This window comes from Candidatus Accumulibacter aalborgensis, from assembly GCF_900089955.1.
Lineage (GTDB): Bacteria > Pseudomonadota > Gammaproteobacteria > Burkholderiales > Rhodocyclaceae > Accumulibacter > Accumulibacter aalborgensis.
This window is the reverse complement of the sequence record NZ_FLQX01000129.1, coordinates 42724-62737: the sequence shown is the minus strand read 5'-3', so window position 1 is coordinate 62737 and position 20014 is coordinate 42724. Positions and strand designations below refer to the sequence as shown.

Below are 20014 nucleotides of genomic sequence, written 5' to 3'. Positions count from 1 at the left end.
ATAACGCTTACTTGCCTTCCGGCGTGTCCTTCTTCTTGTCGTTACCCGGAATGTACGGGCTCCACGGCTGCGCCCTGATCGGCCCAGGCGTCTTCCAGACGACGTTGAACTGGCCGTCAGCCTTGATCTCGCCGATGAACACCGGCTTGTGCAGATGGTGGTTCTTCTCGTCCATCTTGATCGTGAAGCCCGACGGCGCCTTGAAGGTCTGCCCGGCCATCGCCGCGATCACTTTGTCGACGTCGGTGGACTTGGCCTTCTCGACCGCTTGCTTCCACATGTAGACGCCGATGTAGGTGGCCTCCATCGGGTCGTTGGTCACTGCCTTGGCGGCATTGGGCAGCTTCTGCTTGACAGCCCAGGCGCGGTACAGCTTGGTGAATTTTTCGTTCTCGACATTCTTCAGCGACATGAAGTAGTTCCACGACGCCAGGTGCCCGACCAGCGGCTTGGTATCGACGCCGCGTAGCTCTTCTTCGCCAACCGAGAAAGCGACCACCGGCACCTCGGTCGCCTTGATGCCGGCGTTGCCAAGTTCCTTGTAGAACGGAACGTTGGAGTCGCCATTGATCGTCGAAATGACCGCCGTCTTCTTGCCTTCGCTGGAGAATTTCTTGATCTTGGCGATGATCGTCTGGTAGTCGCTGTGACCGAACGGCGTGTATTCCTCCATGATGTCGGCGTCGGCGACGCCCTTCGACTTCAGGAAAGCGCGCAGGATCTTGTTCGTCGTACGCGGATAGATATAGTCGGTGCCGAGCAGGACGAAGCGCTTGGCATCACCGCCGTCCTTGCTCATCAGGTACTCGACGGCCGGGATTGCCTGCTGGTTTGGCGCCGCGCCGGTGTAGAACACGTTGTACTCGAGTTCCTCGCCTTCGTACTGCACCGGGTAGAACAGCAGGCCGTTGAGCTCCTTGTACACCGGCAGCACCGACTTCCTGGACACCGACGTCCAGCAGCCGAAAGTGACCGCGACCTTGTCCTTGCTCAGCAACTGTCGCGCCTTTTCGGCGAACAGCGGCCAGTCCGACGCCGGGTCGACGACCACCGGCTCGAGCTTCTTGCCGAGCACGCCGCCCTTGCTGTTGATCTCGTCGATAGCCATCAGGACGGTCTCCTTGAGCGCCGTCTCGGAAATGGCCATGGTCCCCGACAGGGAGTGCAGAATACCGACCTTGATCGTCTCTGCGGCCAGCGCGCTGAGCGAGTTGAGACCGAAAGCGGCCGTAACGGCGACTGCCGAAAGGGTCTTCATGAAATTGCGACGTACCATCTGTTGTCTCCTCGAAGGTTGGGAACCGGGAAGAAATCTTCCTCCGGGGAGCATTAAGCAAGCGTCGTGCCAAGGCCTGACGCAGGCTGAAAGCAGCTTCAAAACAGTTCGCTGGCAAGGTTAGGCGCGGTCCTTGGGGCTTCCCGGCCAAGCGCCGGCACCGAATTGGTGCTCTCTGCAGCGACGAGCACCAAAATGGATGGGCCACACGGCAGTGCGTTAGAGAAGAACTCAAAATGGCAGAATCGGTGCGCAAGGCTGACAGAAACCCCTTTTTTGCCCCGCTTGTGACGTAAGCTCTCGAACATATGAAGAGCCTTCCGGCAGACGATTTCACTTCCCGCTGGCGAATCGGCACGGTGCTCCTGTGGCTGGTTCTCGCCTGCCTGTTGCCGGGAATGCTCGGCGTTGCGGTCTTGTTCTCGCGCGAGTACCTGGACGGCCGCGCCCAACTCGAAAGGGACATGATCGCCAGGGCACGGGCGATGGTTCAGTCCGTCGATACCCAGTTGTTCAGAGCCAAGACCGCTGGCCAGGCGCTCGCCACTTCCGGTGTGCTTGCCCGGAACGATCTGGCGGGATTCCATCGCTGGGGGCGCGAGGTCATCGCAACGACCAAAGTGGGCACGAACTTCGTGCTCAGCGACGAGAGCGGGCAACAACTGGTCAATACGCTGCGGGAATGCGGCGAACCCTTGCCGCGCCACGGCAATCCGGAAATTCTCCGCCGTGTCTTTGCGACTGGCCAACCGGTCATTTCGGGGATTTACATCGGCGGGCTACTGAACAAACCGATCGTGAGCGTTGAGCTGCCGGTGATCGTCGGCGGCAAGGTGAAGTATGCGTTGAGCACAGGATTGTTGCCGGGCGATTTCGACACCATCCTCACCGCACAGGGCTTTCCGCCGGGTTGGATAGCCGCAATATTCGACCACACGGGAACTATCGCCGCGCGGACTCTGGCACCGGAAGAGTTCGTCGGCCAGAAGGGAACGGCCGAGTTCATCGAACGCTTCAGCGAATCCCTCGAAGGCTCTATGAAGACCGTCACACTGGAAGGCATTCCGACCTTGTCGGTCTGGAGCCGCTCATCGCTCACCGGCTGGACAGTCGGTATCGGCATTCCGCGAGACCTTCTCGAACGCGATCTGATGTACACCATGACCTGGCTGGCTTCTGGTCTGGCGACTTTGCTCGTCGTTGGGCTCTTTTTGGCGTGGTTGGCGGCGCAAAAGATAGCCGGCTCGGTGCGCGCACTCACCGATCCGGCTATCGCTCTGGGCAAGGGGGAGTTGGTGGCTATTCCCGATGTCGATATCCGGGAATCGGCCGAGGTCGCCGTGGCGATCCGTCAGGCGGCGGAATTGTTGGCCGAGCGCACTGCCGCTTTGCTGGCCGCCAATCGGGAACTCGAACAACTGGCCCGGGTGGACACGCTAACCGGCCTGCAAAACCGCAATTCAGCCAACGAGAGGCTGCGCCTGGAGTTTCTCCGCTGGAAGCGGTCGGGCAATCCTTATGCCGTTCTGTTCATGGATATCGACTACTTCAAGGAGATCAACGATAGCTGTGGTCACGAAACAGGCGATCAAGTCCTGCGCCACCTCGCTGGCGTGCTCAAAGGCTCATTGCGCGAAAGCGATTTCGTTGCCCGCTATGGCGGGGAAGAATTCCTGGCCATCGTCTCTGAACCAAGCGCCGAAGGAGCATTGACGATTGCCGAGATCGTCAGAGGCGCCATTGCCAAGGAATCGTTCCCCGTGGTGGGACAAGTCACTGTAAGTATCGGCGTCGCGATGGCACTGGGCATGGACAAGAATGAGGCAGAAGCGTTGCGCCGGGCAGATACCGCTCTCTATCAGGCCAAGGAAAACGGCCGCAATAGGGTTCGCTCTTGCTGACAGAAGAGAAGCGCGGCGGTCACGATTGATGCGCTTCGCGTCTCAGCGCATCTGCGCGCTGTTGTGGTCGAGGACGATGGGCAATACCGGCGACAGGCCGCCGTCGGCCAGCGCCCCAGCGCGGCGAACAGGCTTCAAGATCCGCCTCCCGGTTTTCGGTCGTTGGCGCGCTTCCGGAACGTTGCCAACGCCCGCTCCAGAATGATGCGGTCGACCACGTCCTTGTCGCGCATCGTCTGCTTCGTCCGCAGCAGACCCTCCATCAGGGACTCGACCAGGACCTTGAGGTCTTCCAGCGTCGCCGGTCGGCTGTATTCTTCCATCAGGAGCGCGCCAGCGCAGCTTGCGCGATACCTTCGACCAGGCAATCCAGTTGGTGGCGATTGGCGTCTGCATGGGTCTTGAAGCGGAAGACACCCTTCGGGATAAAGGTCATGCGGCCGGTCGGTAGACGATGGATTTCATCGTTGAAACGTGCACCCTCAGCCAACAGGGCTGCAGAGGCCGAAAAGCTGAGCGGACGCTCTTTGCGGTAGCCGACAGTGCGCATGATTCTCCCCTGGCGTTCCCCGAATCGACCTTGCTCGAGTTCTTGATGCGGTCGCTCTTACCGTAGTGGCCATGATTGCCGTTCCCTGTCGCCCACAAGTCTGGCCACGTCTTTAATGTGAAAGTCGCGTCAGCGACTCACGAACCTCCCCTCGCCCTCTGGGAGAGGGGTCGGGGGTGAGGGAAACGGGCAGGCCAGCGTCTTTCATAATCTGGGGTGGAGCCAAGTCCATGCCCGTTAGCCATTCGCTATCGTGCAGGGCAAATGGGTTGCGAAAGGATAGGAAATCCAATGGCACCTTGAGGAGTATATGAGCCACCATTAAGCGGCGTCAATCTCGAATTGGGTCCCAGGAGTTCCTGAAGACACATCCGAATGCCGCTCTGCTCAGCGCCTGTGGTGGCGTCGAGCATCTCCCAGAGCGGCGGCACGCAGGCAGTAGACATGGGGATTCGTGTCGAGCATTCGAGAGGCAGATAACTGTATGCGTATACAGTTGCGGTGCAATGACTGCTCCCGCACCACCAAACGAGATGGCGTGCCCGTAACGGCGCCGGGGAACCCCCGCCGAAGGCGCAGTCAGCATCATCACCAAGCCGAAATCCGACGTCAAGCGTTTCCTCGATGCTGCTGCAGTTCCAGCACTACCTCGAAAAAGACAAGAAGTGGAAATACTGCCTCAATCGACCAATTTTGATGCGCTATTCGTCGACGGAGACGCTTCTACTGGTAGGTGAAAAATGATTCGATCAGCGCGGCGAGTTTTTCCGGCTGATCGTGCTGCACGTTGTGCCCGCAATCGTCGATGCCGGCGATGCTGCCATTGACAAAGCAAGCCATTCTCCGTTGCAGTTCTTCGGGGTGCTTCTGGAAGCGCTGCATCACATAGCCCTCGTCGGCCGTCACCAGCCTGACCGGTGCGGTCATCGCGCGCCAGCAGGCCATGACTTCCTCGACGCGATAGAGCTGGGGCGAAGGCACTTTGTGCCAGGGGTCGCAGGCGACGACAAACCGGCCGTCGGGCAGTTCGATTGCGCAATGCAGGGCGAGAAACGTGGCGCGCTCGGGGAGCAGCCGTGCATTGAACTGCAGGAGTCGCGCAGCAAGCTGTTCGCGGCTGGCGTAGATGCGCAGTTTCGGCGCCCCGCGCGAATGCTCCAGCCAGGCGCGGATGCAGCCGGGCGCTTCGTGCGCCTCGTTGGGCAGCAGGCCGAGAAAATCGACCATCAACAGGCCGCCAATCCGCTCGGGCCGGGCGCCGCCGTAGATGCTGGCCACCGCGCCGCCCATGCTGTGACCGACAATCCTCGCCGGTGCGCCGGGGCTGTAGCGGTCGAGCAGCGCGTCTAGGTCCGCGTAGTAGTCGGCGAACCAGTAAGCGCGGTTCAGCCATTCGCTTTGCCCGTAGCCGCGCCAGTCTGGCGCCAGCACGTGCCACGAGTGCCTGAGCGCATCGACGGTAAACTGAAAGCTGGCCGAAGAATCCATCCAGCCGTGCAGCATCAGCAGCAGGGGTGCATCGTCCTCCCCCCAGTGGCGGATATTGTAGGTGAGGCCGTTGATCGCCACCCGCTCACAGCGGGAGGGTGCTGATATCTGCATGGTGCACCTATGCGCAGGTGGGCAGTATGGCCCATGGGTTATCATTGGCGGCGTTGGATTTCCTGTCCTTCACTCAGCCAGCGAACGGGAAACGGGAATTCCGATGCAAGCATCCATCCCTATCGTACTGTACTTTTCCGGGCTCCTGTTGCCCCGGACGGCTTTCGCAGACGCTTCCGGGAGAGCGTTGAAATTTGAGCAACTGCGGCCAGCGAGGAGACGTCCATGAGCGAAAGTGATCTCGAGATCATCGAGCGCGAGATCTGTTACCAGGGTTTCTATCGGCTGGAGCGTCTGCGCTTGCGCCACCGCCTGTTCGCCGGCGGCATGAGCGCGCCGATCGTGCGCGAGGTGATCGAGAAGGGCGACGTTGCCGCCGTCCTGCTCTATGACCCGCAGCGCGACGAGCTCGTGATGATCGAGCAGTTCCGCATCGGTGCCCGCGACGACCCGCGCGGACCCTGGCTGCTGGAGATCGTCGCCGGTCTCATCGAACCGGGCGAAACCCCGGAGCAGGTGGCACGGCGTGAAGCCTTCGAGGAGGCGGGCTGCACAGTGGGCGAAGTGATCCCGATCAGCACCTTCTACACCAGCCCGGCGAAGACCTCGCAGCGCACCCATCTCTTCCTCGGCCGCGTGGACAGTTCCGCCGCTGGCGGCATCCACGGCCTGGCCGACGAAGGCGAGGACATCCGGGTCGTCCGCCTCGCCGCCGAGGAAGCCATCGGCCTCGCCGAGCAGGGGCAGACCGACTCCACCTGGCCCCTGGTCGCCCTCCTCTGGTTCGCCCGCCAGCACCAGACAGTGCGCCAACGATGGCTCACCGTGAATCAGGGGGAGACAGTGACCGCGACAGAAGGTGTGGCGACACCATGACCGAAGCAGACACCTGCCGCGAGTTCGTCACCCCCCGGCTGATTGAAGCCGGCTGGTCGACAGCGCCACACGCGATTGGCGAGCAGCGAACCTTCACCAACGGGCGCATCATTGTGGCCGGCGGTCAGGTTCGTCGTGGCCAGCAGAAACGCGCCGATTACCTGCTCTACTACCGCCGTGATTTCCCGCTGGCAGTGGTTGAAGCCAAGGAAACCGGCCTGCCTGCCGAAACCGGCGTGCAACAAGCTCGTGAATACGCCGAGATACTTGGCCTCAAGTTTGCCTACGCCACCAATGGCCAGCGGATCATCGAGATCGACTACACCACCGGTAGCGAAGGGATCGTTGATCGTTACGCCACACCCGCCGAACTGTTCGCCCGCCTGACCGCTGCGACCGCACTGCCGGCCTCCGCGACCGCGCATCTGCTGGAGCCCTTCAACCTGCTCTCCGGCAAGGTGCCGCGCTATTACCAGCAGATCGCCATTCAGCGCGTCATCGAGGCGATTCTGCTCGGGCAAAAACGCATTCTGGCCACGCTCGCCACAGGTACCGGCAAGACCTGCATCGCTTTCCAGATCTGCTGGAAGCTGTGGAACAGCCGCTGGAACCGCAGTTGTGAGTATCGTCGTCCCAAGATCCTGTTCCTCGCCGACCGCAACCTCCTGGTCGACGACCCGATGGCCAGAATGTTCTCCCCCTTCGGCGATGCACGCCACAAGATCGCTGGCGGTGACGTCAGCCAGAGCCGCGAGATCTACTTCGGCATCTACCAGGCCTTGAGTACGGCCGGTGAAGACGTCTTCAGGCAATACAGGCCCGACTTCTTCGACCTGATCATCATCGACGAATGCCACCGCGGGTCGAGCCGCGACGAGAGCAGTTGGCGCGCCGTGCTCGATTACTTCGCGCCGGCCGTGCAGTTCGGCATGACCGCCACGCCGTTGCGCGAGGAGTCGCGTGACAGCTACGAGTACTTCGGCAACCCGGTCTACACCTACAGCCTGCGGCAGGGCATCGAGGACGGATTTCTCGCGCCGTACCGCGTGCACCGCGTCATCACCACCGTCGATGCGGCAGGCTGGCGCCCCAGCAAGGACGAACTCGACCGCTATGGACGCAAGGTTCCGGACGAAGAGTACCAGACCAGGGACTTCGAGCGTGTCGTCGCGCTGCGCGCGCGCACCAGGGCGATCGCCCGCCACCTGTCCGACTTGCTCAAAGGCACGGACCGCTTCGCCAAGACGATGGTGTTCTGTGTCGATCAGGAACACGCGGCCGAAATGCGGCAGGAACTGCTCAACCTGAACAGCGATCTGGTCAGGCAATACCCTGACTACGTCTGTCGCGTCACCGGCGATGAAGGCGCGATTGGTCGGAACCACCTGGCAAACTTCCAGGACGTGGACAAGCCGACGCCGGTCATCGTCACCACTTCGCAAATGCTGACCACCGGCGTCGATGCCGAGATGGTGAAGAACGTGGCATTGGCCCGGGTGGTGGGTTCGTCCACCGAGTTCAAGCAGATCATCGGCCGCGGCACCCGGCTCAAACTCGACTACGGCAAGGCGTATTTCACGATCATCGACTTCACCGGCAGCGCTACCCGCCACTTTGCCGATCCCGACTTCGACGGCGAACCCGCCCGCATAGAGGAAGTCACGGTGGACGAGGCCGGTGAACAACTCGGTGTGACCGACACGACGCCGGAAATACCAGTCGTCGAATACAGCACTGCGGAAGAAGAGCGCATCGGCCCCGGTACCGGCATCGTCATCGAGGCGCCGCCGGCCGAAGCGCGCAAGTTCTATATCGACGGCGGCGAAGTCGAGATCATCGGCCATCTGGTGTACGACCTCGACACCGACGGCAAGAAGCTGCAAGTGGTGCGTTACAGCGAATACTCCGGCCGCGCCGTGCGCACGCTCTACCCGACGCGGGAAGCCCTGCTCTCCGCCTGGGCCAACCCGGACACCCGCGGCGAAGTCTTGCGCGAACTCAGCGAGCGTGGCGTCAGTTTTGCCGAGCTTGCTGCCAGCAGTGAGCAGTCCGATGCCGACCCCTTCGACCTCCTGTGCCACCTGGCCTGGAACGTGCCGTTGTTGACCCGTCGCCAACGCGCCGAGCAGGCGCGCCGCAGCACGCCGGATTTGTTCAGCCAATACGGCGACACCGCGCGCGAAATTCTCGCCTTGCTGCTTGAAGAGTACATCGAGCGCGGCATTCTCCAGTTCAGCAGGCTCTCTGAACTGATGAAGGTACAGCCCTTCGACGGCTTCGGCTCTCCCGCCGAAATTGCCAGCCGGCATTTCGGCGGCGTGAAGGGCCTGAAAGAAGCCGTAGCGAACCTGCAGACCGCGATCTACCAATGAACCGCACACGAGAAGCGCAGCCAATGGTATCCACCGCAAGTGAAAAGAAACCCCGTGCGCCGCGCGCGGCCAAAACCCCACTCACCACCCGCGAGAATCTCTCGGCGTTGATCGGCAGCGCGCGCCAGATCCTGCGCAAGGACAAGGGCCTCAATGGCGACGTAGACCGTCTGCCGCTGCTCACCTGGGTGATGTTCCTCAAGTTCCTCGACGACCTCGAAATCGTCCACCAGCAGGAAGCCGAACTCGACGGCAAAGCCTACCACCCGATCATCACGGCGCCGTACCGCTGGCGCGACTGGGCGGCACGCGAGGATGGCGTCACCGGCGACGAACTGCTCGCCTTCATCAACCAGGAAAAAACGGTCCGCGCCGACGGCAGCACCGGCCCGGGGCTGTTTGCCTACCTGCGCAGCCTCGCCGGTAGCGGCGAAAAAGGCAGCCAGCGCGAGGTGATCGCCAACGTGTTCAGGGGCGTGCAGAACCGCATGGTCAGCGGCTACCTGCTGCGCGACATCGTGAACAAGATCAACGGCATTCACTTTGGCGCCAGCGAACAGATTCACACGCTCTCTCACCTGTACGAGTCAATGCTGCGCGAGATGCGCGACGCAGCCGGCGATTCCGGCGAGTTCTACACCCCGCGCCCGGTCGTCCGCTTCATGGTGCGGGTCAGCGATCCACGTCTGGGCGAAACACTGCTCGACCCGGCCTGTGGCACGGGCGGCTTCCTGGTCGAAGCCTATGATCACCTCGCCGAACAGGTGCAGACCCCCGACCAGCGCCGCACGCTGCAACGCCAAACGCTGTCCGGACAGGAAGCCAAGCCGCTGCCCTACATGCTGGCGCAGATGAACCTGCTGCTGCACGGCCTGGAAGCACCGCAGATCGCCTACGGCAACACGCTGACCCAACAGCGCGTCATCGAGATCGGCCACCGCGAACGGGTGGACGTGATCCTCACCAACCCGCCCTTCGGCGGTGAGGAAGAAGCCGGTATCAAGGCCAACTTTCCGCCGAACATGCAGACTGCCGAGACCGCGCTGCTCTTCCTGCAATACATCATGCGCAAGCTGCGCGTCGCCGGCGCACCGCTACCGGGTGGCGGACGCGCCGAACGCGGCGGCCGCGCCGCCGTCGTCGTTCCCAACGGTACGTTGTTCGGCGACGGGGTATGTGCCGTCATCAAGCAGGAGTTGCTCAACGAATTCCGCCTGCACACCATCGTCCGCCTGCCGCAAGGTGTCTTCGCGCCCTATACCGACATCCCCGCCAACCTGCTGTTCTTCGAGCGCGGCGGCCCCACCGATACCCTCTGGTACTACGAACTGCCCTTGCCCGAGGGCCGCAAGAAGTACAGCAAGACGGCAGCGCTCCAGTTCGAGGAGTTCGCGCCGGTGCTGGCGTGGTGGAATGTCCGCGAGGAAGGCCCGCAAGCGTGGAAGGTGGACTTCGCCGCCAGACGCGCAGCCGCCATCGACGCCGCCATGCCGCATGTGCAGCGCGCAACGGCTGAAGTCACCGCAGCCCTGGCGCTCGGCAAGCCGATCCGCGCAGCCGAGCAAGCCATCGCTGCCGCCGACAACGGCCGGAAAGCGGCCTTGCAGGACCGCCTGCGCGAACTGAAGACCCGGCAGCAGGCGCACGAGGCCGCCGCCAAAGCGGCGATGGCGCAAGGCGACGCCCTATACTGGCCGATCTACAACCTCGACAGCAAGAATCCGCATGCCAGGATCGGGCTCGAACACGCCGATCCAAAAGATCTGATCGCCAGCATGCGCGGCCACGAAGCCGAAGTGATGCGCCTGCTGGCCGAAATCGAGGCCCTGGTGAATGAGGTGGAACAATGAGCGCCGCCGGGCTGCGCCCGCGGCGCTCTTGTCCTCCCGGCGGCGGCCAGGTGGAGAGGGACGAGTGAAAACGTGGCCCAAAGCGGCGTTGGGCGACTTGCTCGTCCGTGCCGATGAAACCGCCGTTCTCGACCCAATGGCGGAATATCACGAAGTCACCATCAGGTTATGGGGTAAGGGGATCGTCAGCCGCGGCAAAGTGCTCGGTAGCGACGTCGTATCCGCACGGCGCGTGGTACGGGCCAATCAACTGATCCTGTCCCGAATCGATGCCCGCAATGGCGCTATCGGACTGATTCCGCCCCAGTTGGACGGAGCCATCGTCAGCAACGACTTCCCAGCTTTTGCCTTCCGCGATCCTGAGCGATGCGACGCGGCTTTCATCGGCTGGCTGGTTCGCTCGGCACCCTTCGTCGAATTGTGCAAGGCGGCAAGCGAGGGCACGACCAATCGAGTTCGTATCAAGGAAGATCGCTTCCTCGATCAGAAGATTGCTTTGCCTCCGCTAGCCGAACAACAAGCGCTCGTCGCCCGCCTCGAGACGCTGGCCGAGAAAACCCGGCAACTCCAGGACCATCTCGACGCCGCCGAACGCGACGCCGAACGGCTGCTCTCTACACGATTTCGTGCGGCAATTGCCAATGCGCCGCTGCGCACGATGGCAGACGTGGCGCCTTTGGTACGTCGCCAGGTCACGATTGATCCGGAAACCAGCTACACCGAACTTGGCGTACGGAGTTTCTTCAAGGGCACATTCCAACGCCGAACCGTTTCCGGCGCGGATTTTTCTTGGCAAGACATTTATCGGGTCAAGACCAACGACCTGATCTTCAGCAACATCATGGCTTGGGAGCAGGCAATAGCAATTGCACGACCCGAGGACGACAATTGCGTTGGCAACCATCGGATGTTGACTTGCGTGGCCGCTCCCGAACGTACCGTTCCAAGGTTCATCTGGTACTACTTCACCACATTGGAAGGGTTCGCGAAGATCGAAGCAGCATCGCCAGGGACGGCTGCACGAAACAAGACAATGACGGCCCTCGCCCTAATGGCCATTGAAGTACCCCTTCCGCCACTGCCCACCCAGCAGGCTTTCGACCGGCTCCAGGCCGAGGTCACCGCGCTCAAAGCCAAGCACACCGCCATCCGCACGGCCAATGCCGCCCTGCTCCCCGCGACGCTGGAGCGGGTGTTTGCCGAGCCAGCCTGACCATGCAGTTCATCAAGAACGGCCCGGACGTTCCCGAGCAACTGATGCAGGCTCATGAGCAAGGCCGCGTCGTGTTCTTCTGTGGGGCGGGTATTTCGTACCCGGCGGGGCTGCCGGGTTTTCGCGGCCTGGTCGACCAGATCTATGCCGAATTGGGCACCAGGCCCACTGACATTGAGCAATCGGCGTATGCCAGGGAGCAGTTCGACGCCACGCTCGATCTTCTGGAAGGACGAATTCCTGGCCAGCGCATGGCCGTACGAACGGCGCTGACGAAAGTCCTGCAGCCGAAACTGCGACGCAAAGGCGCGACGGACACCCATGCCGCACTGCTTCAGCTCGCGCGGTGCCGCGACAACGCGGTTCGGCTGGTCACCACCAACTTCGACCGAATCTTCCAGCGCCTGATCGCACGAGTCCGTCCCGCCATCCCCGCGTTTCCAGCCCCATTGCTACCGATTCCCAAGAACAGCCGCTGGAGCGGGGTCGTCTATTTGCACGGACTGCTCCCCAGCACGGCTGACGAAAACGCGTTAAATCGCCTGGTACTAACGAGTGGAGACTTCGGTCTTGCCTACCTGACCGAGCGTTGGGCGGCGCGTTTCGTCGGCGAACTGTTCCGCAATTATGTCGTGTGCTTCGTCGGTTACAGCATCAACGATCCCGTGCTTCGCTACATGATGGACGCGCTCGCGGCGGACCGAATCATGGGCGAGGCCACACCCCAGGCCTACGCGTTTGGCGATTGCCCGGCAGGTCAGGGGGCGGACGAGCAGATCGAGTGGGAGGCCAGGGGCGTCGCGCCGATACTCTACGAAGTGCCAAAGGACTCCGTCGACCATTCCGCCTTGCATCGGACGCTCAAGGAGTGGGCCGATATCTACCGGGACGGCGTGCTCGGCAAGGAGCGCATCGTCGTCGAATACGCGATGGCCCGACCGCTGGCCAGCACGCGCCAGGATGATTTCGTCGGCCGCATGCTCTGGGCGCTTTCCGATCCATCCGGCCTGCCGGCCAAGCGTTTCGCCGACTTTGACCCGGCACCGTCGCTGGACTGGCTGGAACCACTGTGCGAGGAACGCTACCGGCATGCCGACCTGGACCGCTTTGGTGTGCGGCCCCATCAGACGCCTGATGACAAGCTCGCCTTCAGCCTGACACGCCGGCCGGCTCCCCACACCCATGCACCCTGGATGTCGCTGATCGATGGAGGCGCCGCAAGCCGGTGGGACGACGTGATGTCCCATTTGGCGCGATGGCTGACCCGACACCTCGACGACCCCGCGCTGGTGTGGTGGCTGGCAAGGCGGGGCGGCCAACTGCACGACGATTTCATCTGGTTGTTGGAACATCGCCTCGATGAACTCGCCAACTTCGAGCACGAGGGACAGGACGAGGAGTTGGAGCGCATCCGGACCAACGCGCCCAAGGCTGTTCCGCGCCCGCCGATGCGTACGCTCTGGCGCCTGCTGCTCACCGGCCGCGCGAAGTCGCCGTGGCGCCGGGTCGATCTGTACCGCTGGCAGGAGCGCTTCAGTCGTGATGGACTTACGCTTAGTCTGCGCCTGGAACTGCGAGAGATGCTGTCGCCGCGCGTTGCTCTGCGTCAACCCATTCGCTGGAGTGCAGACATCGAGGACACCGGTGAGCCAGAGCGGTTGAAGGACCTGATCGACTGGGAAATCGAGCTATCAACCGATCACGTTCATTCGTCGCTGAACGATCTGGCCCAATCGCCTGCCTGGCGAGCAGCACTACCGCAGCTCCTGAACGACGTTGAAAGCCTGCTGTACGAGGCGCTGGATCTGATGCGCGAACTGGGGGCGGCCGACGACTGGAGTGATCGCGGGCTTTGGGATCTGCCGTCGATCAGTCCGCACTGGCAAAACCGGGGCTTCCACGACTGGGTGTCGCTGATTGAAATCCTGCGCGACGCCTGGCTGGCGACGCTGGAACACGACACGGCCCGAGCACGCCGCGTCGTCGAAGACTGGTGGGCACTACCCTACCCGACTTTCAAGCGACTGGCACTGTTCGCTGCGACGCACGATGGCATGGCCGCTGATGGCGTCTGGGTGGACTGGTTGTTGGTTGATGAGGGCTGGTGGCTGTGGTCGGAGGAGACCAAGCGCGAAACGATGCGTCTTCTGGTACTGCGCGGCGCCGGTCTCTGCGCCGATGCACGCACGCGCCTGGCAGCAGGCATTCTGACTGGCCCACCACGCCGGATGTTCAGCGGCGATATGGAATCTGAGCACTGGGTAGAGCTAGTGGATCACTCGGTTTGGCTACGCCTGGCCAAGTTGGCATCCGGCGGTGCCGTCCTCGATGGCGAGGCCACGGCGCGATTTGCAGCCTTGACGTTTGCTCACTCGCAATGGCGGCTGGCAACGAACGAAAGTGACGAGTTCACACTGTGGATGAGTGGTACCGGCGACCCGGACGATGAAGGTCGGCGCCAGTTTGAAAGAGTGCCTCGCCAGCGACGGGAGTTGATGGCATGGCTCCAGCGACCACCGTCCACAGATCTCTGGCACGAGAACGACTGGCGCGAAGTCTGCCGAGAGAAGTTCTCGGCCGCAGCTTCTGCATTGTGCGCGCTCGGGCGTCAAGAGCAATGGCCTGCCGAGCGCTGGCGCGCGGCGCTGCAAACCTGGAGCGACGACAAGCTGCTGCACCGCTCTTGGCGCTACGTGGCGCCCGTACTGCAGCGCATGCCAGATGCCACGCTGCTCGCCATTGCCCAGAGCGCCACCTGGTGGCTCCACGTGGCGGCAAAGGTACTCGATAGTCACGAAACGCTCTTCCTCGCCCTCTGCGGCCGGTTCCTGGCGATGGATCACCAGGACGATAAGGGAACGAAGCAGCCTGTCGCAAGCGCGATCAACCACCCGATCGGTCACATCACGCAGGCCTTGTTGCATTACTGGTTGCGTCGTCAGCCGGAGGATGGGCAAGGTTTGCCCGACGATCTGAAACCGATCTTCACGTCTCTTTGCGACACCACGGTTGCTCGGTATCGCCACGCGCGTGTTCTGCTTGCAGCCAACGTCATCGCGCTATTCCGCGTAGACCGTGCGTGGGCCGCCGAATACCTGCTCCCCCTGTTCGACTGGCAGCATTCCGCGATCGAAGCGTGCGCTGCCTGGAAGGGATTTCTGTGGTCGCCACGCTTGTATGGGCCACTGCTCGCCGCTTTCAAGAGATCTTTCCTTGAAACGGCGTGTCATTACGACCAGTTGGGCGAGCACGCTCGCCAGTACGCGGCGATTCTCACCTACGCAGCGCTTGATGCTGCCGACAATTTTGCCACCACCGAACTGCACGTGGCTACGGCCGCCTTACCGCAGCAAGGCTTGCAGGACGCGGCGCAGGCACTAGTCCACGCCCTCGAAGGCGCCGGCCAGCAGCGCGAAAGTCAGTGGACCAACCGTATCCTGCCATATTGGCACGAGATCTGGCCGAAGTCCCGTCAATTGGCCTCGAAGGTCATCGCAGAGCGACTGGCGCTCCTGGCCATAGCGGCGGGCGATGCTTTTCCTGCGGCACTGGCCAGCGTTCGCGATTGGTTGCAACCCATCGAATATCCGCATAATGTGGTTCGCGTGCTGCACGGATCAGGGCTGTGTAGTCGGTACCCCAAAGATGCCTTGATGCTTCTGGGCACGATCATCGCCGATCAACCGTGGCCAGGGCCCGAACTTGGCAAGAGTCTTGATGCAATCGCGGAAGCCTGGCCCGCTGCTGAAGACGACAACCGCTATCTACGGCTGGTCGAGTACTTGAGGCAACGCGGAAAATAAGGCGACGACCGTTGCCTCAGTCGCGCAGTACGGGTGATTGCGTCGACGCTGGTGGCGATCAGAGCGTCATGTTCCTTCAGCCCGGCTTCCTCAATCGCTGACTTCGTAGGCCGTGCTGCGCCCGCCGCCCGGGGTCTTGCGCAGCACACCTAGCGCGATCAACGCGTTGATGTCGCGCAGCGCCGTATCCGGAGAACAGTGGGCGATGGCGCCCCACCTGCTGCTGGTCAGTTTGCCCTGGAATCCATCCAGCAACTGGTTGAGCAATTTCACCTGCCGCTCATTCAGTGGCGTCGCTGCCCAACGCTGCCAGAAAGGCGCTTTCGTCAACACACCATCGAGCGTGTGCTGAGCGCTGCCGACGGCGCGCTGCAGCGTGCCGAGGAACCAGGCCAACCAGTTCGTCACGTCCAGCGTGCCCTTCTGGGTGCTTTCCAGGACGTCGTAGTACGCCTTGCGCTCGCACTGGATCTGCGCCGACAGACTGTAGAAGCGCTGTGGGCTGCCATCGGCGCGGGCAAGCAGCAAATCGCCCACAGCCCGGGCGATACGGCCGTTGCCATCATCAAACGGGTGCAAGGTCACCCACCACAGATGGGCCAGCCCGGCCTTGATCAGCGCCGGCTCGGACGTCGTGGCATTCACCCAGTCCAGAAAACGGGACACCTGCGCAGCCATTTGCGCGGCCGGTGGCGTCGAGCATCATTTCGACCACCCCCTCGACGTTCCGATCCACCGGCGCCAGCGCACCGAGGCGTACACCACTGCGCACACCAAGGTAACGAGCCAGCGACGAGCGAACCGATTCGACATTGAGCTGCTCGCCCTCGATCTCGCTGGTCTTGACCGCCTCCTCGATCAGCACTGCCAGACTGGCTTGTTCGCGCCAGGCAAAGCCGACCTCGGCCAAACGCCCGATCAGCATCCCCTGGGCGCGGCTGACCTCAGCCAAGGGACTGGCCAGCGCCGTCAGGTCGTAACGCCAATCGGGCCAGTCGTCGGCCTGCCAGAGGAAGATCTTTTCTCCGCTTTCCATGCGGAGATTGTGACGGACATTCTCCGCATGGAAAGCTATTCACCGCACTCGACTTCGAGCTTGTCCGCGTCTATGCTCCTCGCTTTCCTGGAGCGTGTCGGAAACGGCAATTTCTGCCTGACGCGCTGACCGCAAAAAAACCTGAACCCGTCCATCCCATCGCCGAGACATCAACCGTATGACCACCCTTACCCAGGACCTTGCCGACATCCTCAAGAACGTCCGCCGCCCCGGAGATTTCCATGCCACAGGCCGCAGCGAGATTTTCGCGCCGCGGCTCGAAGTGACCGGCGTCGGACTCGTTGCGCTGCCCCTGTTGCCGGCCCAGGCCGAGCAACTGGTCGCTGTCGCAGAGCAGGCGCCGTATGGTCGGGGTAGCGATACCCTGATCGACACCGACGTCCGGCGGACCTGGCAGATCGGCGCCGACCGCGTACAGATTGGCGGTCGCCACTGGGACAAGGACCTGGCCAACATCGTGGCGCGCAGCACGACCGGCCTTGGCGTCAGCGAACCCGTCTCGGCCGAGTTGTACAAGCTGCTCGTCTACGACACCGGCAGCTTCTTCGTCAGCCATCGCGACACCGAGAAAGCGCCGGGAATGTTCGCCACGCTGGTCGTCGTCATGCCATCGGTCTACACCGGCGGGGAACTGTGCATCCGCCACCGCGACCGCGAGGTCTGCCTCGACCTTTCATCCCCCGAACCGTCGGACGTCGCTTTCGCCGCCTTCTACGCCGACTGCCGGCACGAAATTCGGCCGATCATTTCGGGCTGCCGACTGGTCCTGATCTACAACCTGATTCGGCAAGGCCAGGGCAAACTACCCGAGCCGCCGGCTTACGAGGCCGAGGTCGACCGGGTGAGCGACCTGCTCCAACGCTGGGCCAACGAACCGCCTGCCGCCGAGGAAGCACCTCCCGAGAAACTGATCTATCCGCTGGAGCACGCCTATACGCCGGCGGAGATCGGCTTCCCGACGCTCAAGGGAAGCGACGCCGCTGTTGCCTCGGTACTGGTTCCCGCTGCCGGCCGTGCGAATTGCGATCTCCACCTGGCCTTTCTCGCCATCAGGGAAAGCGGCAGCGCCGAATACAGCGGCTTCAGCGGCTCGTGGTCGCGCAGCAGGCGGTATTCGGAGCCGGACGACGATGACTTCGAGGTGCTCGAGGTCTGCGACAGCTCTTGCACGCTGTCGGGCTGGCAAACGCCCGACGGCAGCCGCCCGGCGCTCGCCGAACTGCCGTTCGACGACGAGGAACTCTGCCCGCCGGGCGCTCTGGACGACGAAGAGCCCGACGAACAGCACTTTTTCGAAGCGACCGGCAACGAAGGAGCCAGCTTCGAGCGCAGCTATCAGCGAGCAGCGCTGGTCCTTTGGCCGCAAGCCGGCAAACTCAAAGTGATCGCCGGCGCGGGCCGCGAAGTCTCGCTGCCCTACCTGGTCGCGCTGACCCAGCGTTGGGTCGATTCCGGCGAGGATAAAGGGTCCAGGTCGCCGTTGTGGAACGAGGCGCACCAACTCGCCCGCCTGATGATCGCGCGGCGCGACGACTGGTCCACTTCCGGCTGGATGTCAGCCAGCGCATCGGGCAAAGCCGCACCGCTGCTGACCGCCCTGAGCCAAAGCGAGGACACCGAGAACATCGCGCTCTTCCTTGCCGAAGTCAGCTCCCAGGGTGGCTACAACGCCGGCGACACCGAGGCTTTGACCGACGCTGCGATGCGGCTCCCGGCAAGCCAGGCCGCCGCACTGGTCGAAAGAATCATCACCGGAAATGCAGCCCAACAGGCCAGCGCCTGCGCCGAGTTCCTCGCAGCGATGGCCGGCCGCTTTCTTGCGCAGCCGGCCGTCGCCCCGTCCATCGCGCTGCTGGAGCCGGCCGCGCAGGCTCTGGTCGCCGCCCTGCCCGGAGACCCGGCGTTGGCGCCTGCCATGGAAGTCTGGCGGCGGCCGTTGGCGGTGACGCCAGCACTGGTCGTCGACCTGCTGACCGCGCTTTGCCATCTGCGCGCCCTCGCATTTGGCGAACGCGCCGTGGACCACATGCTGGCCTGGCCGAACCCTTTCGCGCTCGATGCCATTCTCGTACCCGCCGCCCGCCGCCTGGCCGAGCAGGGCGGCCCGGCGCGCGATTGGGCACCCACGCGGCGCCTGACCACCGCTTGCCTTGACCACCTCGCGCAACGAATCGCCGAACCGCTGGTCGCACCTGCCGATTTCTCCCGTGAAAGCCGTGTCGACTGTCGCTGTGCTCACTGCAAGGAACTCTCGGCTTTCCTCGCCGACCCGCTACGCTCGGTCTGGACTTTCAAGGCCGTGCAGGCCGACCGAAGTCATGTCGAGAATTCAATTCGCCGCTATGACTGCGATATCAGGCACGAAACCCTGCGGCGCGGCAGCCCCCATTCGCTCGTCTGTACCAAGACTCAGGCCAGTTTCGAGCGGCGCGTGGCGCAACGAAAGAAGGATCTTGATGACCGCGAGCGCTTGAGCCAGGCAACGGGACAATGAAAAGCCGTTCCGCACACAGGCGGTCAGCCAGAACTCGGAAGCCAGCCCGGCAAGCCCTGTCCATGTCGAGGCCACGGTAGAACCGAGCTCGCGGACGCGCTCGCTGGCCTGGGCCGTCGCCGCGTCGCTGATCGTGCATGCCGTGGTGCTCTTCTTTCCCCGGAAAGAACCCGCAGCCCGACCGACAGCGTCATCACGCTTCGAGGCGACCCTGGCGCCCGGCCCTCATGCCGACGCCCAGCCGACGCCACCCCACCCGCCCACGATGGCCGCAGCCGCAGCGAAGACAGCCGCCACCAGGCCGACCGCCAAACCGCAGCCTCGTGCGCCAGTGATGACCGTGCCAAAGCCTGCCGGGCCGGCCGTCGCCGACACGCCGCGGGAGTCGCTAGCCGAGAAGGAGGGAATGAAGCGTTTCCTCGACGAGTTGGCGGCAGAGGCTAAAGCAGCTCCCAAGCCCAGCCTGGCGCAGCGTTCGCTGGCCATGGCCCGGGACATGAGCCGGCAGCAGGCAAGAGTGGACGCAGAGGGCAGCGCCATGCTCGAGCGTCGGCCCAACACCCCGCCACCCGAACCCTTCAGCCTCGATCTCTACCTCGACGGGCTCCTGAAGCGCCTCAACCGCAGCGCCGCCTTCGTTCGCAACGACCCCAGAAGCACGGGCCTGCGCACGGCGTCCGTACAGTTCCGGATCAACCCCGACGGCAGCCTGAAATCCTTCACCGTCCGCAATGCCGGTGACCAGCAGGAAGAAATCGCCTTCATCAAGTCCGTCGTCGAACGTGCCGTTCCCTTCGCAGCGTTCCCGCCCGACCTCTACCAGGCCGCCCGCTCGCTGGGCGTCACGATCTGCATTCATCCTGGCCTCGGTGGCAGTGGCGGTTTCGGATTCACGCGCACGGGCGAGGGTCACGCCTGCTGATCGACTCGTGCTTTCGCAACGTTGCTGTGGCAACATGTCGGCTCGCTCGCCATACTCACCAAAACGCGGCAATGCTACGCCGGCAGCGGTACCCGGCG

At 63.0% G+C, this 20014-nt stretch carries 12 protein-coding genes and 1 pseudogene; 8 read left to right on the top strand and 5 right to left on the bottom strand.

Going from position 1 to position 20014, the window contains the following annotated elements; all coding sequences use genetic code 11:
- Positions 1-7 precede the first annotated feature (7 nt).
- Positions 8-1276 carry an urea ABC transporter substrate-binding protein gene (urtA, locus tag ACCAA_RS14825; protein WP_186408024.1) on the bottom strand — a complete coding sequence of 423 codons (1269 nt, stop codon included), beginning with the start codon at positions 1274-1276 and terminating at the stop codon, positions 8-10.
- A 308-nt stretch (positions 1277-1584) separates the two neighbouring features.
- On the opposite strand from urtA, the gene ACCAA_RS14820 reads away from it, so the two are divergent.
- A complete protein-coding gene (locus ACCAA_RS14820; RefSeq protein ID WP_186408023.1) occupies positions 1585-3177 on the top strand; it encodes a sensor domain-containing diguanylate cyclase in 1593 nt (530 codons plus the stop codon).
- 134 nt (positions 3178-3311) lie between these two features.
- On the opposite strand, the gene ACCAA_RS14815 is transcribed toward ACCAA_RS14820, so the two are convergent.
- The 3 genes from ACCAA_RS14815 to ACCAA_RS14805 form a co-directional block, all read right to left on the bottom strand.
- Positions 3312-3500 (bottom strand): hypothetical protein, encoded by a 189-nt coding sequence (locus tag ACCAA_RS14815; RefSeq protein ID WP_186408022.1) that lies wholly within the window; start codon positions 3498-3500, stop codon positions 3312-3314.
- Positions 3500-3727 (bottom strand): hypothetical protein, encoded by a 228-nt coding sequence (locus tag ACCAA_RS14810; RefSeq protein WP_186408021.1) that lies wholly within the window; start codon positions 3725-3727, stop codon positions 3500-3502. Before ACCAA_RS14810 ends, ACCAA_RS14815 begins: the two co-directional genes overlap by 1 nt.
- 723 nt (positions 3728-4450) lie before the next feature.
- Entirely contained in the window at positions 4451-5329 is an 879-nt protein-coding gene (locus tag ACCAA_RS14805) for an alpha/beta fold hydrolase (RefSeq protein WP_186408020.1), read from the bottom strand.
- Positions 5330-5554: 225 nt separating this feature from the next.
- Between ACCAA_RS14805 and ACCAA_RS14800 the strand changes: the two genes are divergently transcribed.
- The 5 genes from ACCAA_RS14800 (at position 5555) to dsr1 (ending at position 15443) form a co-directional block, all read left to right on the top strand.
- Complete coding sequence (locus tag ACCAA_RS14800; protein ID WP_186408019.1) at positions 5555-6205, top strand: NUDIX domain-containing protein; 651 nt, start codon at positions 5555-5557, stop codon at positions 6203-6205.
- Positions 6202-8577 carry an EcoAI/FtnUII family type I restriction enzme subunit R gene (gene hsdR / locus ACCAA_RS14795; protein ID WP_186408018.1) on the top strand — a complete coding sequence of 792 codons (2376 nt, stop codon included), beginning with the start codon at positions 6202-6204 and terminating at the stop codon, positions 8575-8577. Before ACCAA_RS14800 ends, hsdR begins: the two co-directional genes overlap by 4 nt.
- A 23-nt stretch (positions 8578-8600) precedes the next feature.
- Positions 8601-10427, top strand: coding sequence for a class I SAM-dependent DNA methyltransferase (locus ACCAA_RS14790; RefSeq protein ID WP_186408017.1), 1827 nt, complete (start codon positions 8601-8603; stop codon positions 10425-10427).
- 64 nt (positions 10428-10491) lie between these two features.
- The gene (locus ACCAA_RS14785) at positions 10492-11640 is read left to right on the top strand and encodes a restriction endonuclease subunit S domain-containing protein (protein ID WP_186408016.1); all 1149 of its coding nucleotides are present in this window, start codon (positions 10492-10494) and stop codon (positions 11638-11640) included.
- Positions 11641-11642: 2 nt separating this feature from the next.
- Positions 11643-15443, top strand: a complete 3801-nt coding sequence (gene dsr1, locus ACCAA_RS14780; protein WP_186408015.1) for an anti-phage defense-associated sirtuin Dsr1 — start codon at positions 11643-11645, stop codon at positions 15441-15443.
- Positions 15444-15533: 90 nt separating this feature from the next.
- Here the strand turns inward: dsr1 and ACCAA_RS14775 are convergent.
- Positions 15534-16479 (bottom strand): annotated as a pseudogene (locus ACCAA_RS14775) (Fic family protein).
- 178 nt (positions 16480-16657) lie between these two features.
- Between ACCAA_RS14775 and ACCAA_RS14770 the strand changes: the two are divergent.
- Both ACCAA_RS14770 and ACCAA_RS14765 read left to right on the top strand, forming a co-directional pair.
- Positions 16658-18994: a 2OG-Fe(II) oxygenase gene (locus tag ACCAA_RS14770; protein ID WP_186408014.1), complete on the top strand. Its 2337-nt coding sequence runs from the start codon at positions 16658-16660 to the stop codon at positions 18992-18994.
- Between the two features lie 334 nt (positions 18995-19328).
- Positions 19329-19916: a hypothetical protein gene (locus ACCAA_RS14765; RefSeq protein ID WP_245754588.1), complete on the top strand. Its 588-nt coding sequence runs from the start codon at positions 19329-19331 to the stop codon at positions 19914-19916.
- The last annotated feature ends 98 nt before the right edge of the window (positions 19917-20014 follow it).

Excerpts from the sequence above, each read along its gene's own strand:
- urtA (WP_186408024.1), bottom strand. The coding sequence starts at position 1,276 with ATGGTACGTCGCAATTTCATGAAGACCCTTTCGGCAGTCGCCGTTACG.
- ACCAA_RS14820 (WP_186408023.1), top strand. The coding sequence starts at position 1,585 with ATGAAGAGCCTTCCGGCAGACGATTTCACTTCCCGCTGGCGAATCGGC.
- ACCAA_RS14815 (WP_186408022.1), bottom strand. The coding sequence starts at position 3,500 with ATGGAAGAATACAGCCGACCGGCGACGCTGGAAGACCTCAAGGTCCTG.
- ACCAA_RS14810 (WP_186408021.1), bottom strand. The coding sequence starts at position 3,727 with ATGCGCACTGTCGGCTACCGCAAAGAGCGTCCGCTCAGCTTTTCGGCC.
- ACCAA_RS14805 (WP_186408020.1), bottom strand. The coding sequence starts at position 5,329 with ATGCAGATATCAGCACCCTCCCGCTGTGAGCGGGTGGCGATCAACGGC.
- ACCAA_RS14800 (WP_186408019.1), top strand. The coding sequence starts at position 5,555 with ATGAGCGAAAGTGATCTCGAGATCATCGAGCGCGAGATCTGTTACCAG.
- hsdR (WP_186408018.1), top strand. The coding sequence starts at position 6,202 with ATGACCGAAGCAGACACCTGCCGCGAGTTCGTCACCCCCCGGCTGATT.
- ACCAA_RS14790 (WP_186408017.1), top strand. The coding sequence starts at position 8,601 with ATGGTATCCACCGCAAGTGAAAAGAAACCCCGTGCGCCGCGCGCGGCC.
- dsr1 (WP_186408015.1), top strand. The coding sequence starts at position 11,643 with ATGCAGTTCATCAAGAACGGCCCGGACGTTCCCGAGCAACTGATGCAG.
- ACCAA_RS14770 (WP_186408014.1), top strand. The coding sequence starts at position 16,658 with ATGACCACCCTTACCCAGGACCTTGCCGACATCCTCAAGAACGTCCGC.
- ACCAA_RS14765 (WP_245754588.1), top strand. The coding sequence starts at position 19,329 with ATGACCGTGCCAAAGCCTGCCGGGCCGGCCGTCGCCGACACGCCGCGG.